Genomic DNA, 16,301 nt, shown 5'->3' on the forward strand with positions numbered 1-16,301 from the left:
TATGCAGACAATAGTAGATAATTTTGTTAATAGAGTTATTGAATATGGAATTTATAAACCGATGGACCAGATATATATAAAAAATAGAGTTTTGGCCTTAATCGGGGAAGAAGGAACTGATAAGATTTCAAATGATAGTGATCTTAAAAAATTAAAAGACGATTTAGTAGAAATAGCTTTAAAGAATGGTAAAATTGCTGATTTAGCTGAGGCAAAGGAATGTTTAGGTGCAGAGCTGATGAATTTCATCGTTCCATTACCAAGTCGCCTTAATGATATTTTTTGGAGTTCATATGATGTTTCGCCACAGGAAGCAGTTGAAGAGTTCTATCAGCTAAGTAAAGATAGCGACTATATTAAATTGTCAGCTATCTCTAAAAATATAGCTTTTCATACTGAAACTAATTATGGTTCACTTGAAATTACAATCAATTTATCAAAACCGGAAAAAGATCCGAAAACAATCGCGGCAGAGAAATTGGTAAAGTCATCTAATTATCCAAAATGTTTACTTTGTATGGAAAATGAAGGTTATCAGGGGAGAATAAATTATCCAGCACGTGCTAATCATAGAATTATTCGATTGGAACTGGGAGACGAAGTATGGGGGTTCCAGTATTCTCCATACTCATATTTTAATGAGCATGCGATATTCTTGAATAGTCAACATGTACCAATGGCTATTACGTCTAAAACATTTGAACAATTATTGGAGATTGTTGATATTTTACCAGGATATTTTGCTGGTTCAAATTCTGATCTTCCTATCTCAGGAGGATCTATCCTTAGTCATAATCACTACCAGGGAGGAAAACATATTTTCCCAATGGAAAAAGCAAAATTTGAGAGAGAATTTCTTTTTAAAGACTTTGAGGATATTAAAGCTGGGATTATAAAATGGCCGATGTCAGTGATTAGGCTACAAGGTGAAAATAAAAATCGTTTGGTAGAATTAGCCACTAAAATCCTAGATATCTGGAGAGAATATTCAGATTTAGACGTAAACATCATTGCTAAGACTGAAGATATTCCACACCATACGGTGACTCCTATTGCTCGTAAAGTGAATGGGAGATATGAATTGGATATTGTTTTGAGAGATAATCATACTACTGAAGAATACCCAGATGGTGTTTACCATCCTCATCAAGATGTACAACATATTAAAAAGGAAAACATCGGGTTAATTGAGGTGATGGGACTTGCGATTTTACCACCTCGTTTGAAAACAGAGTTAGAAGAAGTTGAGAAATATCTTTTAGGAAAAGATAACGAAATTGCTGATTATCATTTAGAATGGGCCGTTCAATTGAAAGAAAAATATCCTGGACTTAAAGAGGAGGAGGTTCATAGCGTAGTTCAAAATGAAGTAGGGCAAGTATTTGCGAGAGTTCTCGAAGATGCAGGTGTTTATAAGAATACTCAAACCGGACATGAAGCATTTATGAGATTTGTTAAATCGGTTGGAATTAATTAGGAGGAAGTAAAAATGGCAATATTGGTAACAGGCGGAGCTGGTTATATTGGTAGCCATACCGTAGTAGAATTACTAAATTTAGGTAAGGAAGTCGTTATTGTCGACAACCTTTCAAACTCAAGTATTTTAGTATTAGATCGTATTGAAGCAATTACAGGGCAACGTCCTGCGTTTTACGAATTAGATGTTTGTGATAAACAAGGATTGAGAAAAGTTTTTGAACAAGAATCTATTGAGGCTGCAATTCATTTTGCAGGATACAAAGCTGTCGGCGAATCCGTGCAAAAGCCTGTAATGTACTACGAAAATAATATTATGAGTACATTAGCTTTTGTTCAAGTGATGTCAGAGTTTAATGTTAAAAAGATTGTATTTTCATCGAGTGCAACTGTATACGGTATTCACAATCAATCACCCCTCGTTGAGACAATGCCGACAAGTGCAACAAATCCTTATGGATACACCAAAGTGATGCTTGAACAGATTTTAAAAGATGTTCATGTAGCAGATTCAGAGTGGAGTATTGCGTTGCTTCGTTATTTCAATCCGATTGGTGCTCATGAGTCGGGGTTGATTGGAGAAGATCCATCAGGCATTCCTAACAACTTAATGCCTTTTATTGCACAAGTAGCGGTAGGTAAGCGACCAGAGCTAAGTGTTTTTGGAGATGATTATGATACGGTAGATGGTACTGGTGTTCGCGATTATATCCATGTAGTGGATTTGGCAATAGGTCATATCAAAGCCTTAGAAAAAGTATCCGAACAAACAGATGTTTATATCTATAACCTGGGCTCAGGAGAGGGAACTAGTGTATTACAACTTGTAAATACATTTGAAAGTGTTAATAAGGTTCCGATCCCTTATAAAATTGTTCCAAGACGTTCTGGGGACGTTGCGACTTGTTATGCAAATGCAGATAAGGCGTATAAGGAATTAAATTGGAAGACTACAAAAACGGTCGAAGATATGTGTAGAGATACATGGAATTGGCAATCAAAAAATCCTAATGGATACAATAAATAATAAAGTTCAAGTAGTCTTGTAATATATATATTAAAAAAAAATAAAAAAAATTGATGAAAGCGCTTGACAAAGTAAACGGTTACATTGTATAATACAAATATGAATGACACCGATGTCAAAAAATATAAAAGAAGGTCTGTTTATGAAAAACTTAACAAAAATTAAGTTCAAAGAGAACGGAGAATTTAATCATTTTCCTGGAAATACAGTTGTGGCAAATCTTTATACTAATTCAGATTTGATGGAAGTTGTTGATATCATTCAATCACGCTATAGAGAGTTACCATTTATAGATAAATTCACATTAACTCCAAGAGATTCTATTCATATGACTGTAATTGAATTGCTTTGCCATGAAAATCGTGAGCCAGAATTTTGGAGTAGCCATCTACCATTGGATACGCCATTACAAGAAATTCATGATTACTTTGCAAAACAACTAGAAATTTTCCCATTGCTAAACGAAGATATTCATATGCGTGTGACTGAAATGGGAAATCAAAACATTTTAGTAGAACCAGCCGATGAAAAATCAGCTAAACGATTAGAAGAAATTAGAACATATGTTTCTGAAAAAGCAGGTGTTCGATTCCCTAATCATGATCGCTATCAATTCCATATCTCAATTGGATATCTTCGAGTTCCATTAACTGAAGAAGAAAATGAAGAGTTTACTAAAGTGAAAAAGGAATTAACCGAAGTTCTGCTTGAAAAGATTCCTGTCATTACAGTAAATCGTATCGATTACACAGTATTTGAAGATATGAGACGTTTTGTTCCATATTGCGAAAAATTTTAAAATAAAATTATAATTAAAAATAAAAAGGAGATTTCATATGAAAAAATCTAAATTATTATCGTTTTTAGCTGCAGGGGTTGCGGTTACAACATTGGCAGCATGTTCAGGTGGTTCAACTAATTCATCAAATTCTTCGAGCGATACACCTCAATCAGAAGAAAAAGCTGACAAGAGCCAAGAATTAGTAATTTATTCTAACTCTGTTTCAAACGGACGTGGGGATTGGTTAACTGCTAAGGCTAAAGAAGCTGGTTTCAATATTAAAATGGTTGACATTCCAGGTGCTCAGTTGGCCGATCGTGTTATTGCTGAAAAAAATAATGCAGTAGCTGATATGGTATTTGGTATTGGAGCTGTTGATTCAAATAAAATTAGAGATCAAAAATTATTGGTACAGTACAAACCTAAATGGTTAGATAAAATTGACCAATCTCTATCAGATAAAGATAACTATTACAATCCTGTAATTGTTCAGCCATTAGTTTTAATCGGTGCTCCTGACGTAACTGAAATGCCTAAAGATTGGACTGAGTTAGGCAGCAAATATAAAGGTAAATATTCAATTTCTGGACTTTCAGGGGGAACAGGGCGTGCGATCTTGGCAAGTATCCTTGTTCGCTATCTCGATGATAAAGGAGAATTAGGCGTTTCTGAAAAAGGTTGGCAAGCAGCTAAAGAATATTTGGAAAATGCGTACACTCTTCAAAAGGGTGAAAGTTCAATTGTTAAAATGTTAGATAAGGATGACCCAATCCAGTACGGTATGATGTGGGGTTCTGGTGCATTAGTTGGACAAAAAGAACAAAATGTTGTATTTAAAGTAATGTCTCCTGAAATTGGTGTTCCGTTTGTAACTGAACAAACAATGATTTTGAATACTAGTAAGAAACAAGCTTTAGCTAAAGAATTTATTGATTGGTTTGGTCAAACAGAGATTCAAGTAGAGTACAGCAAAAACTTTGGTTCTATTCCTGCAAATACTGAGGCAGTGAAAGAGTTACCAGAAGCTACTAAGAAATTTGTTGATCAAGTGAAACCGCAAAGTATTGATTGGGAAGCTGTTGGAAAACATTTGGATGAATGGGTTGAAAAAGCTGAACTAGAATATGTAAAATAGGACATAAGTGTAAATTTTAAAATTCCAGGTCTCTCTAAAGTTTCTAAACCTACATGAGAAATTAAGAGAGACTTTTCATTTATAAGTAAAGGAAGTTAGTAATATGATTAAATTTGATAACATTCAAATTAAATACGGTGATTTTATCGCGATTGATAATCTAAATTTAGATATTAAGGAAGGAGAATTCTTTACCTTCCTTGGACCATCTGGATGCGGTAAATCAACAACTTTGAGAGCTTTGGTAGGTTTTTTAGACCCTTCATCTGGAAGCATTGAGGTTAATGGGAAAGATGTTACTCATATGGAGCCAGAAAAACGTGGAATCGGGATCGTATTCCAATCTTACGCACTATTTCCAACAATGACAGTTTTTGATAATATTGCATTCGGTCTAAAGGTTAAAAAAGTTGCTCCAGATGTTATTAAAGCCAAGGTTTCTGCAGTGGCTGCTAAAATTAAGATTTCAGATCAACAATTGCAACGTAACGTTTCAGAATTATCTGGAGGACAACAGCAGCGTGTAGCTTTAGCTCGTGCTCTTGTTCTGGAACCTAAAATCCTATGTTTGGATGAACCCTTGTCAAACCTAGATGCAAAATTACGTGTGGATTTGAGAAAAGAGTTGAAACGTCTTCAAAAAGAATTGGGAATTACGACTCTATATGTTACACATGACCAAGAGGAAGCGTTAACGCTATCTGATAGGATTGCTGTATTTAATAATGGTTTTATTGAACAAGTGGGAACACCAGTAGAAATTTATCATAATTCTCAAACAGAATTTGTATGTGATTTCATTGGAGACATTAACGTACTTACAGATGAAACTGTTCACGGAATTCTTCTAAATAATACTCATGTTCTTTTGGAAGATAAAAAAGGTTACATTCGTTTAGAAAAAGTTCGCTTCAAACGTGAAACGGATCAGGATTTTGTCTTAAAAGGTTCAATTATTGATGTGGAATTTTCAGGAGTTACAATTCACTATACTGTTCAGGTATCTGAAAATCAAATTCTTAATGTAACAAGTATCGATAGTCAGTCAGCTATTAGATCTGTCGGAGAAAGTGTGGAATTATTTATCACACCATCAGACGTTCTGCAATTTTAAGGAGGTGCAGTATGCGTCATAAATTAAATTGGAAAGATTGGCTCATTCGTTTAGGCTTAATCTGGTTCTTGGTAACTTTCATCATTTATCCAAACTTTGATTTAGTAGTTAATGTATTTGTGAAAGGTGGGGAGTTTTCACTTGATGTCGTACAACGAGCTCTTAAATCTCAACGTGCGATTCAGAGTATTATGAACAGTTTTAAGTTAGCATTCTCACTAATTATAACTGTTAATGTTGTTGGTGTACTTTGTGTATTGTTTACGGAATATTTTGATATTAAAGGAGCTAAAATATTAAAACTAGGATACATGACGTCACTAATCTACGGTGGAGTAGTTTTGGCTACTGGTTATAAATTCGTTTATGGACCATATGGAATGATTACCAAATTTTTACAAGGTATTATTCCATCTTTAGATCCTAACTGGTTTATTGGTTATGGTGCAGTTCTATTTATTATGACATTTTCTGGTACTGCTAATCACACTTTATTCCTAACTAATACAATTCGTAGTGTAGACTATCATACTATTGAAGCTGCACGTAATATGGGTGCAAAACCATTTACAGTGTTTAGAAAAGTAGTATTGCCAACTCTTATTCCTACTTTATTCGCTCTGACAATTATGGTTTTTCTAAGTGGGTTATCAGCAGTAGCAGCACCTATGATTGTTGGTGGGAAAGAATTCCAAACTATTAACCCAATGATCATAACATTTGCTGGAATGGGAAATTCTCGTGACTTAGCCGCCTTTCTAGCAATTATTTTGGGTGTTGCCACTACGATTTTGCTTACTATTATGAACAAGATCGAAAAAGGCGGAAATTATATTTCTATTTCTAAAACGAAAGCACCTTTGAAAAAACAAAAAATCACATCTAAACCATGGAATATCATTGCACATATTGTTGCTTATGCTTTGTTCACTGTTTTCATGTTACCATTGATTTTCATTGTATTGTATTCATTTACTGACCCAGTTGCAATACAGACAGGAAACTTATCATTATCAAACTTTACTTTAGATAATTATAAGTTATTCTTTAGTAATAGTGCTGCGTTCTCTCCATTCCTAGTCAGCTTTATATACTCTATTATTGCTGCAACTACTGCAACAGTTCTTGCTGTTGTGTTTGCGCGAGTAGTTCGTAAACATAAAGCTCGATTTGATTTCTTGTTCGAATACGGAGCTCTTCTTCCTTGGCTATTACCAAGTACACTTCTAGCAGTTAGTTTATTATTCACTTTCAACCAACCTCAACTTTTAGTCTTTAACCAGATTCTAGTTGGTAGTTTAGTAATTTTGCTAATCGCTTATATTGTTGTAAAAATTCCATTCTCTTATAGAATGGTACGTGCAATCTTATTTAGTGTTGATGATGAGATGGAGGATGCTGCTAGAAGTATGGGGGCTTCACCATTTTACACAATGATGAAGGTTATTATTCCTTTCATCTTGCCGGTTGTTCTCTCTGTTATCGCACTCAACTTTAACTCTTTATTGACCGATTTCGATTTATCTGTATTCCTTTATCATCCATTGGCTCAACCATTAGGTATTACGATTCGTTCTGCAGGTGATGAAACAGCAACATCTAACGCACAAGCCCTTGTATTCGTTTATACAATTATTCTAATGATTATTTCTGGAACTGTGTTATACTTCACACAGAGACCACGCGGTAAGAAAAGGAAATAGTAATGCAAACATCCAGTATAGGACTATCGAACATCGAAATTATAATTAGAGTCGTATTATCTTTGGTCATTGGAAGTATTTTTGGCTTAGAAAGAGGAAGTAAATCTCAACCAGCAGGTATTCGTACACATAGTATTGTTTGTATGGCTGCTTGTTTAATTATGATGACTAATGAATTCGTATCTTATAAGTTTGGAACAGGAGATCCAACACGTTTAGGTGCTCAGGTTATATCTGGTGTTGGTTTTCTTGGAGCTGGAACAATTCTAATCACAGATAAAAAGAAGGTTACGGGTCTGACAACTGCAGCAGGAATCTGGGCTTCAGCAGGAATAGGTTTAGCTATTGGAGTAGGTTTTTATCAAGGTGCTCTGTTAGTAGCTATTTCTGTTTGGAGTGTGATTTCTATGTTTCAGCCTTTAAAAAAATATCTTCAAAGTCGTTCAAAAGTTATTGAATTATATATTGTAGTTAAATCTACTGAGGCATATAATCGGGTATTAGTTTATTGTGCAGAAAATGGAATTCGATTGACTGATTCAAGAACTGCTTTTGGAGATGTTAATTCTGAAAGAATTGAATATTTTGATGTTCCAGACAAAAGAATAGCATCATTTATGACTCTAGAACTTTCAGGTAAGTTTGAACATCTTAAACTAATGGAAGAAATAGCAGATATTGTTGGTGTTATTTATGTTGAAGAAGTTAGTTGATATAGAATAAACAAAGGGGCAGTTATTCTTGTCCCTTTGTTTTTTAGATTAAAAATTACTCAAGATTATTTTCAATATATAAAGGTGTACATAAATGAAGGTGTATAATATTAATTTTGACTGTGGAAGAATAACGTATTTTGAATATAATTCTTTAATGCAAGTGTACAGATTTCATTCTTTTTATGATATTTGTGAAATGGTATTTTCGTCTTCTTTACCAGCTGATGATATACTAACAAAGCTTATTGATAAGGAAAAGATTATTCCGATCTTAGACTGCTATGTTCAAATGTTATTAGATACATTTATAGTTTCAATAGATTTGACCGTAAGTGATTCTTTACATTTTTATGGTAATTTATTTTCATACAAATTTATCAGATGTGAAGTAGAAAAAATTGTAAAGAATAAAGATTTGAACTGTCAATGTTATTTTTTTGAATCGGAAGAATAGAGTATAAAATAGAAAATTTTGAAATTAAAGTTTTTGTTAAGATACATTAAAATATTTTTCTAAATTCTCTTGTTAAAAAAAGTAAATATTGTATAATAAAATTAGATAAATCATAAATGGAGGACTAAAGTGAAAAATTTAAACGATAAAAAGGTAACTATTTATGATATTGCGCATTTATCAGGTTTTTCTCCAAAAACTGTTTCACGTGTTATTAACGGTGGTGAAAAGGTAAAAGAAGAAACTTATCGAGCTATTCAAAAAGTCATTGATGAGTTGTCGTATGTTCCAAATGCATATGCAAAAAATTTGACTAAGAAAGAAACTACAAACATTTTGATTTCCGTTAAAAAGATTGATTCTTTTCCCTTGATTTGGTTTCAAACTTTACTAGATAGAGTTCTACAAACTTGTAAAGAGTTTGGTGTAAACGCTATTGTTGAATACTTTGGTGAAGAAGATACGATTAGGAATTCAATAATTTCAAGTACAGGAAGCTTAATAGATGGAGTAATAGTATTTTATGAAAGTAAAGACGATATTCGGATTAATTATTTACAGAAGAATAATATGCCTTTTATAGTTTTTGGAGAATCTCGAACACCTGATGTTGTTTATGTATCTAATAACAATTTTCAAGCCACTTATGATATGATGGAATTAGTAACAAAAGAGAGTATTAAAAGTATGTTGTTACTTATGGGAGGGGAATCTCTTGTTAATAAGGATCGTGAAAAAGGTATTCGTACTTTTTTAACTGATAAAAATTATTTAATGGATTTGCAAGTTATTTATGGTTTAACTACAATTGATTCAGTTTATTCATATGCTATAAATAATTTATCTAATCAAAATCATCCGGATATGATATTTGTTTCTGGGGATGAGAAGGTTCAAGGGCTGATTCGTGCGTGCTATGAGAAGGGGATTACCATTCCTGATGATATTTCAATAATTGGATTCGATAATATTCCTATTTCGCAATATTATACTCCAGCTCTGTCTACTATTTCTCCTAATTATGCTATGTTAGCCCAAAAAATGATAGAAGGTGTTTTAGCAATCATTAATCGAGAAAATATAGAATCTGTGGAGGTATCTTCACAGATTGTTAGAAGACAAAGTTTTTAATCGGTAAAAAATACCGATTTTTTTGTTTGATAAAATATTAAAATAGTAGTAGAATACAGTTTGTGACACCGATGTCATTATAGAACGAGGTGAATTAATGTCTACAATTTTTAACCATTCATTTAACAGTATTGTCGAGTTAAGGCATGTTATATCAATACTAATCGCTTGTGCATGTGGGTGGGCAATTGGTTATGAGCGTAAGGCACGTAATAAGCAAGCAGGAGTAAAAACGCATATAATTGTTGCTTTAACGTCGGCTTTAATGATGATTCTCTCAAAAGAAGCATTTTTAGATACACCATCCTATGATACTTCTAGGGTCGCAGCTCAAATTGTTAGTGGTATTAGCTTTATAGGTGGGGGAATTATTTTTACCCGGGATAAGAAAGTTAGTGGAATTACTACTGCTGCTGGGATATGGGCTACTGCTGGTATAGGTATGGCAATTGGTGCTGATTTTTGGATATTTGGTTCCTTTTGTAGTTTTATAGTTGTTCTTGTGCAATTAGTGACACACAGTAATGGTAGAAATCATGAAATTTATCAAGCAAAGATAGTGTTAGAAACAATTGATATTTCTTTACTTGGTAAGATTTATACTAATCTAGGGACACTTGATTTCAGAAAATATAATGTTGAGTTAAAAGAACAGTTGTCTAATAATTCTTATGATATTTTGATTTCAATTGAGAATGATAAGGAGATTTCGATTATAGATATTGAGGATTTCTTACTTAATGAAGATAAAAATATAAAAATAAAAGAGTTTAAGCTAAAGAATTATATGAAGAGTTAAATTTTCTATCTAAAATTTTTATTTTTCTAAAGAAAAAATACAACTACCTTTCGTTTTTAATAGATTTAAGTTTGTAAGAGTCCGTTTGGGCTCTTTTATTCTGTGATAATTTTTTCAAATAGTATTTGTTATACTTTTTTTAATTGAGATTTATGTTGGGGGTTTGGGGGCTAGCCACCATATTTTCATATCGTTTGTCTTTTGAACAGTATGGTTTGAAATGGCAAGCGATATGATTTTTGGGATATTGTGGACACAATATCTGAGCTCGCAAAGCCTTACAAAAATGTTTAATCTATTTTGAAAAACGTACTGACAGTGTCTGTAAGCTTACATTGTCAGTACAAGTATCTATGAAGGAGGAAAAGCCATATGAAAAGATGTATACGTAGTATTCGGAAACAATTTCGCTTAACAGAAACGGAGGAAAAACAAATACTAGATTTAATGAGAGAGAAAGGAGAGGATAATTTTTCTGATTTTCTCCGTAAAAGCTTACTATTGTCTGATGGACAAAAACAGATGGAAAAATGTTTCAACCTTTGGAAACAGCAAAAGTTGGAACAAATTAGTCGTGATGTTCATGAAATATTAATAATTGCTAAAATAAATCATCAGGTTACTCAAGAACATGTTTCTATTTTGTTAACTTGTATTCAGGAATTAATTAAAGAGGTAGAAAAAACAAGTCCTCTTAGTGAAAATTTTCGTAACAAATACATGAGGTAGTAGAGTGGAGCACCGATATAGAACAAATTTAAAAAAAGTCTTTTTATCTGACCTAGAATTAGTCAAATTGAATGAAAATATCTCAAAAAGTAACTGCTTATCATTCTCAGAATATGCTAGACGAACTCTACTAGATCCTGGTATGAATTTTATCACCATTGATACAAATAGTTATCAAGATTTGATTTTTGAATTAAAACGAATCGGAAATAATATTAATCAAATAGCCAGAAGCATAAATTATTCGAATTTAATAACGGAAGTTGAATTAAATGAGTTGAGAAAAGGTATAGAAGAGTTAATAGTAGAAGTGGAGAAAGATTTTCTTATTCAATCTGAAAAATTGAGGAAATTTTATGGTCATCACTAAACACTTTGCGATTCATGGAAAAAATTATCGTAGTAAACTAATCAAATATATTTTGAATCCAAGTAAAACAAAAAATCTAACACTAGTTTCAGATTTTGGTATGAGAAATTATTTAGATTTTCCTAGTTATAAAGAACTAGTGAAGATGTACAATGATAATTTTTTAAGTAATGATACTCTTTATGAATTTCGTCATGATAGGCAAGAAGTAAATCAACGAAAAATTCATTCTCATCACATCATTCAGTCCTTTTCTCCAGATGAGCATCTCACTCCTGAACAAATCAATCGGATTGGTTATGAGACAGTTAAAGAGTTGACAGGAGGTAGATTTCGATTTATCGTGGCAACTCATGTCGATAAAGATCATATCCACAATCACATCATCCTAAATTCAATTGATCAGAATTCTGATAAAAAGTTTCTATGGGATTATAAGGCAGAACATAATCTACGAATGGTTTCTGATCGTCTTTCAAAAATTGCAGGGGCAAAAATTATAGAAAATCGTTATTCGCATCGTCAGTATGAAGTTTATCGCAAAACAAATTACAAATATGAAATAAAACAACGAGTATATTTTCTAATCGAGAACTCGAAAAATTTTGAAGATTTCAAGAATAAAGCAAAAGCTTTACATTTAAAAATTGATTTTAGACACAAGCATGTTACTTTTTTTATGACTGATTCAAATATGAAACAAGTCGTACGTGATAGTAAATTGAGTAGAAAACAACCTTATAATGAAACTTATTTTAAGAAAAAGTTTGTTCAAAGGGAAATCATAAACATCTTAGAATTTTTACTTCCGAAAATGAAGAATATGAATGAATTGATTCAACGAGCAGAATTTTTTGGATTAAAAATAATTCCGAAAGAAAAACATGTTCAATTTAAATTTGATGAGATTAAGATTTCAGAGCAGGAATTGGTAAAAACGAATCGGTATAGTGTTAGTTATTTTCAAGACTATTTTAATAACAAAAATGAAACTGTTGTCTTAGATAATAAAAATTTAGTTGAACTTTACAATGAAGAAAAGCTAATTAAAGAAAAAGAGTTGCCGACAGAAGAGGTGGTATGGAAATCCTATCAAGATTTCAAGAGAAATAGGGATGCAGTTCATGAGTTTGAGGTAGAGTTGAATCTTAATCAAATAGAAGAAGTAGTAGACGATGGAATGTACATTAAGGTACATTTTGGCATCCGACAAGAAGGACTTATTTTTGTACCAAATATTCAAATCAATATGGAAGAAGAAAAAGTTAAAGTATTTCTCAGAGAAACTAGTTCTTACTATGTATACCATAAAGATTCAGCAGAAAAAAATCGCTTTATGAAAGGTAAAACTTTGATTAGGCAATTTAATCTTCAGTATGAACCGCAGTATATGTATAGAAGAATTCCTCTTAGCGAAATTAGAGAAAAAATAGAACAATTAGATTTTCTTATATCTGCGGAAAATAGTCCGAATGATTTCGAAGATATAACAAATGATTTCATTGCCCAAATATCATATCTAGAGAATATGATTGAACAAGTCCAAAATAAAATTGATGATTTAACTAATTTAGAGGAAGTATTGTTGAATAATACGATAAATAGTTCTAGCAATTTAGAAAATAGTATTCAAGGTAAATGTTCAGTAGATACAATAGAGAAGGATTTATACATATATAAAGGAAAGATTGAAACACTGAAGGAACAACATAGAGAAGCAATAAATTTCTTTGAAATGTTTAATAAAACAATACAGAAATATAAGAAAAAACAAAATATGAAATCTATTAAGGAAAATGAGATACATTTAGAGTAAACAGTTTCCTAAAAAGTATATATAGCATAGTTTCATGTGCCAATTTGTCACATATTTAAAAATAAGAAAATAACTATATTATACTTGTTTTAGGAGACATTGAATGTTGAAAAGGATTAGAGATTTACGCGAGGATACTGATTTGACACAAGAATATGTTGCAAAAGCAATCTTAAATTGTACAAGATCAGCGTATTCTAAAATGGAATCAGGTACCAGGTTAATCTCTATAGATGACCTTATCAAACTTGCAGATTTTTATAATGTAAGTTTAGATTACCTTGTAGGTCGAGTGGATAATAAAGAAGACCATTACTCCAAAAAGTATTAGGTTAAGAAAGCACATTGACAATTGAATAGTCCAAAATGGTACTTTCCTCATTTGTGGAGCAGATTTGAATGGCTCGCCATGATAAGAGCGATTTTAAAACCATCAATAAAATAGAGCGATACTTTATATGCCATGATACAAATGATATACAATGATACTTCTGACCGTTCAGGCTGCCACCGTAAAAGAGCAGCAAGTGAAATTCTTATGATGACTTCATCAGTCATGCCATGGAGGTGAAAAAATCTAAGAAAGGAAGTAGTAAAATCATGGAAACAGTAAACTATAAAGATTTAGTTGCGATTGGTTTTCCAGAGCACACATCGAGGAATATTATTAGACAAGCAAAAAAAATTGCTGTAAAAAAGTTTGAAGAAGCTAGAAAAAATGATAAGAATGCGGTACAATTAGGATGTTCACCTTTCGATAATAAAAGGTTAGGCATTGCTCCTAAAAATATTGTAGAAAATTTAATTGGTATTTCTTTTTCAGATATAGAAGGTGAGAAAAATGGTTATATCAAAGACAAAGAAATATAAAGGTGTATACAAAGATTCAAAAGGAAAAATTTATTTTCAAATTGAATTAGGAGTTGATCCAATAACTGGGAAAAGAATCCAAAAGAAAGGAAGGAAAAATCAACAAGGACTACCGTTTAATTCTTTTAAGGAAGCATATGAAGAGATACTTCGTTTAAAACATGAATTTGTGAACTCTACTACTAATAATAGTTTTCTAACTTTTAGAGAGTTTATGGAAGAGATTTATTTAAAATATTATCAACAAAAAGTTCAATTTGTAACTTATCAGACCGCTTTACCACATCATCAGTTATTTATTAAGCAATTTGGTAGTAAAAAATTATCAGATATTAGTACTATTGACTGTGAAAGATTTCGCTTAGCTATTATAGACAAGTATTCTAGTAACTATGCTAAAAATATGTGGTCTAGATTTAAAGCATGTCTGGGCTATGCAGAAAGATTGGGTTATATTGATAGAGTTCCTTTTAAAGGATTAGATAATCCTAGAGGAAAGCACCCTGATACAAAATTTTGGACATTTGATGAATTTAAGAAGGTAATAAACTCTTTTGATATTAGTGAGTATGAGGGACTCCATAATTACATGACGATCTGGTTATATTTTATGACTGGTTTAAGAGTTAGTGAGGGTATTGCTCTTAAATGGGAAGATATTGATTTTGAACGTAAATGGATTCATGTTCATTCGACAATTGAGAAAGATAAAAACGGTGTATGGTATGCTAAACAACAAACAAAGACAATAGCAGGGGATCGTAAAATTGATTTAGATGATTTTACGATTACAATACTTAAAAAATGGCGAGAAGTTCAAATCAAGAATGATGATAAAGATTATGTAGTATCACGTTTTGGTGCCCCCTTGTGTAAGTCTACAATTTCTAGGATAATAAAAAGGCATGCTAAGATTACTGGCGTACCAGAAATTACGGGGAAAGGATTAAGACATAGTCATGCATCTTATCTTATAAATGTGTTACATAAGGATACTTTATATGTTTCATATCGATTAGGACACGCTGATAAGTCAACCACGTTGAATACATATAGTCACTGGTATTATTCAGGTGATTCAACAATTTCAGAAGAGATTACAAACAGTTTAGATAATCTTGGATTATCAATTTACCTACCAAATTCCTGCCAGAGTTGAAAATTGAGGAATTAACCCACTAATACTGGGAGAAAATAGGATTTGCAAATTGTTACTCTTAAATAATAGAGAAACTACATTAGTAGCTTAAAAACATGATTAAACCGCTATTCTTAGGATTAGCGGTTTTTATTTATGATTGAAAAAGGAAAATTTATAAAAAGTATCCAGTAGTTTCATAAGATTTTCATCATAAAGTTCTGGAGTTTGATTAGAGAATCATGTCAATCAAACTCCAGCGCTCGATAAAGCGATGATGTATCTGTGGAAGGAGATTATGTTTGCTAAGGTATTTTTTGCAGAAATAGTGGTACAATATCCTTAGAATAGTTCAAAATTTATCTTGGCTAGGGGAAAGGGAGATTGAACTCCCTGATGCATCCGTCTTAGTATGGGATTAATGTTCTATAAAAAGGAAATGTTATAAAGGTGATATTGATGGAAAGATATGAATTTACAGCGACAACAGCAAAATCAGATATAATAATTGGTATCCTTTTTCCCATGTTCCTCATGCTTCCTGTATTGGGAATACAGTTGGCTATATTCTATTTAAAACTGAATGATTTTTTTAAATCACAACCTCTTTTTCTTTATACGATAGTATTAGTGTTTTTTTGTATTAGTTTTCTTTTAATTAAAAAAATACAAGGTAGTCTAGTGAAGAATTTTGTCGTAGAATTATCTGGAAGAAATATTAGGATTTGGTGTAATGGAAAGGAGATTGTATCAGGAGAAGTTATTTTCTGTAGGATAAAAAATAAGGAGCCTAAACTGGGGGCGAGAGCCTTAAATGTAGACATAGACACCAAGGGGGATAATATTAAATTTCGAGTTCGGTCTAAGGAATATGAAAATTTATCATCTTCTACTTGGAATCCTCTCGGGACAAGCAAACCCTCTGATGTAGAAACGTTATTATCTTTGGGCAAAAAAATAAAAAATGTTATGGAAGAAGAAGTTTTGATAGAAGATGAAGCTTCAAAAAAACCTCGATCGTTTTGATTGAGGTTTTTAGCAT

General features: G+C 32.1%; 16 protein-coding genes. All 16 read left to right on the forward strand.

The features are described 5' to 3' along the window. The first annotated feature begins 1 nt into the window (after position 1). The 16 genes from galT (at position 2) to MK403_RS06275 (ending at position 16,285) form a co-directional block, all read left to right on the forward strand. Positions 2-1,477 (forward strand): UDP-glucose--hexose-1-phosphate uridylyltransferase, encoded by a 1,476-nt coding sequence (galT, locus tag MK403_RS06200; protein ID WP_268709292.1) that lies wholly within the window; start codon positions 2-4, stop codon positions 1,475-1,477. Between the two features lie 12 nt (positions 1,478-1,489). Continuing rightward, a complete protein-coding gene (galE, locus tag MK403_RS06205) occupies positions 1,490-2,503 on the forward strand; it encodes a UDP-glucose 4-epimerase GalE (RefSeq protein ID WP_268709293.1) in 1,014 nt (337 codons plus the stop codon). Between the two features lie 142 nt (positions 2,504-2,645). Further along, positions 2,646-3,302, forward strand: a complete 657-nt coding sequence (locus MK403_RS06210) for a DUF1868 domain-containing protein (protein WP_000793817.1) — start codon at positions 2,646-2,648, stop codon at positions 3,300-3,302. Positions 3,303-3,339: 37 nt separating this feature from the next. After that, positions 3,340-4,419 (forward strand): extracellular solute-binding protein, encoded by a 1,080-nt coding sequence (locus tag MK403_RS06215; protein ID WP_000748691.1) that lies wholly within the window; start codon positions 3,340-3,342, stop codon positions 4,417-4,419. Positions 4,420-4,522: 103 nt separating this feature from the next. Further along, positions 4,523-5,533, forward strand: a complete 1,011-nt coding sequence (locus MK403_RS06220; protein WP_268709294.1) for an ABC transporter ATP-binding protein — start codon at positions 4,523-4,525, stop codon at positions 5,531-5,533. 11 nt (positions 5,534-5,544) lie between these two features. Beyond that, positions 5,545-7,236 carry an ABC transporter permease gene (locus MK403_RS06225; protein ID WP_003042184.1) on the forward strand — a complete coding sequence of 564 codons (1,692 nt, stop codon included), beginning with the start codon at positions 5,545-5,547 and terminating at the stop codon, positions 7,234-7,236. A gap of 2 nt (positions 7,237-7,238) precedes the next feature. After that, on the forward strand, positions 7,239-7,949 hold the full coding sequence (locus MK403_RS06230; protein ID WP_001195063.1) for an MgtC/SapB family protein: 711 nt from the start codon (positions 7,239-7,241) through the stop codon (positions 7,947-7,949). A 586-nt stretch (positions 7,950-8,535) separates the two neighbouring features. Then, positions 8,536-9,537, forward strand: coding sequence for a LacI family DNA-binding transcriptional regulator (locus tag MK403_RS06235; protein WP_268709295.1), 1,002 nt, complete (start codon positions 8,536-8,538; stop codon positions 9,535-9,537). 97 nt (positions 9,538-9,634) lie between these two features. After that, a complete protein-coding gene (locus tag MK403_RS06240; protein ID WP_250316020.1) occupies positions 9,635-10,336 on the forward strand; it encodes an MgtC/SapB family protein in 702 nt (233 codons plus the stop codon). Positions 10,337-10,708: 372 nt separating this feature from the next. Next, a complete protein-coding gene (locus tag MK403_RS06245) occupies positions 10,709-11,065 on the forward strand; it encodes an SAG1252 family conjugative relaxosome accessory protein (protein WP_250316021.1) in 357 nt (118 codons plus the stop codon). Positions 11,066-11,069: 4 nt separating this feature from the next. Further along, positions 11,070-11,435, forward strand: coding sequence for a MobC family plasmid mobilization relaxosome protein (locus MK403_RS06250; protein WP_000401235.1), 366 nt, complete (start codon positions 11,070-11,072; stop codon positions 11,433-11,435). Beyond that, positions 11,422-13,251, forward strand: a complete 1,830-nt coding sequence (locus MK403_RS06255) for an SAG1250 family conjugative relaxase (protein WP_250316022.1) — start codon at positions 11,422-11,424, stop codon at positions 13,249-13,251. Before MK403_RS06250 ends, MK403_RS06255 begins: the two co-directional genes overlap by 14 nt. Before the next feature lie 103 nt (positions 13,252-13,354). Then, positions 13,355-13,582, forward strand: coding sequence for a helix-turn-helix domain-containing protein (locus tag MK403_RS06260; protein ID WP_000919634.1), 228 nt, complete (start codon positions 13,355-13,357; stop codon positions 13,580-13,582). A gap of 269 nt (positions 13,583-13,851) precedes the next feature. Then, on the forward strand, positions 13,852-14,121 hold the full coding sequence (locus MK403_RS06265; RefSeq protein ID WP_000450956.1) for a DUF3173 family protein: 270 nt from the start codon (positions 13,852-13,854) through the stop codon (positions 14,119-14,121). After that, complete coding sequence (locus tag MK403_RS06270) at positions 14,093-15,280, forward strand: tyrosine-type recombinase/integrase (protein ID WP_261043012.1); 1,188 nt, start codon at positions 14,093-14,095, stop codon at positions 15,278-15,280. Before MK403_RS06265 ends, MK403_RS06270 begins: the two co-directional genes overlap by 29 nt. A gap of 438 nt (positions 15,281-15,718) precedes the next feature. After that, positions 15,719-16,285, forward strand: coding sequence for a hypothetical protein (locus MK403_RS06275; protein WP_268709296.1), 567 nt, complete (start codon positions 15,719-15,721; stop codon positions 16,283-16,285). The last annotated feature ends 16 nt before the right edge of the window (positions 16,286-16,301 follow it).

The sequence above is a fragment of the Streptococcus oralis genome (genome assembly GCF_026782285.1).
GTDB lineage: Bacteria > Bacillota > Bacilli > Lactobacillales > Streptococcaceae > Streptococcus > Streptococcus oralis_CG.

Excerpts from the sequence above, each read along its gene's own strand:
- MK403_RS06215 (WP_000748691.1), top strand. The coding sequence starts at position 3,340 with ATGAAAAAATCTAAATTATTATCGTTTTTAGCTGCAGGGGTTGCGGTT.
- MK403_RS06245 (WP_250316021.1), top strand. The coding sequence starts at position 10,709 with ATGAAAAGATGTATACGTAGTATTCGGAAACAATTTCGCTTAACAGAA.
- MK403_RS06210 (WP_000793817.1), top strand. The coding sequence starts at position 2,646 with ATGAAAAACTTAACAAAAATTAAGTTCAAAGAGAACGGAGAATTTAAT.
- MK403_RS06265 (WP_000450956.1), top strand. The coding sequence starts at position 13,852 with ATGGAAACAGTAAACTATAAAGATTTAGTTGCGATTGGTTTTCCAGAG.
- MK403_RS06225 (WP_003042184.1), top strand. The coding sequence starts at position 5,545 with ATGCGTCATAAATTAAATTGGAAAGATTGGCTCATTCGTTTAGGCTTA.
- MK403_RS06275 (WP_268709296.1), top strand. The coding sequence starts at position 15,719 with ATGGAAAGATATGAATTTACAGCGACAACAGCAAAATCAGATATAATA.
- MK403_RS06230 (WP_001195063.1), top strand. The coding sequence starts at position 7,239 with ATGCAAACATCCAGTATAGGACTATCGAACATCGAAATTATAATTAGA.
- MK403_RS06260 (WP_000919634.1), top strand. The coding sequence starts at position 13,355 with ATGTTGAAAAGGATTAGAGATTTACGCGAGGATACTGATTTGACACAA.
- MK403_RS06255 (WP_250316022.1), top strand. The coding sequence starts at position 11,422 with ATGGTCATCACTAAACACTTTGCGATTCATGGAAAAAATTATCGTAGT.
- MK403_RS06270 (WP_261043012.1), top strand. The coding sequence starts at position 14,093 with ATGGTTATATCAAAGACAAAGAAATATAAAGGTGTATACAAAGATTCA.
- galT (WP_268709292.1), top strand. The coding sequence starts at position 2 with ATGCAGACAATAGTAGATAATTTTGTTAATAGAGTTATTGAATATGGA.
- MK403_RS06220 (WP_268709294.1), top strand. The coding sequence starts at position 4,523 with ATGATTAAATTTGATAACATTCAAATTAAATACGGTGATTTTATCGCG.
- MK403_RS06240 (WP_250316020.1), top strand. The coding sequence starts at position 9,635 with ATGTCTACAATTTTTAACCATTCATTTAACAGTATTGTCGAGTTAAGG.
- galE (WP_268709293.1), top strand. The coding sequence starts at position 1,490 with ATGGCAATATTGGTAACAGGCGGAGCTGGTTATATTGGTAGCCATACC.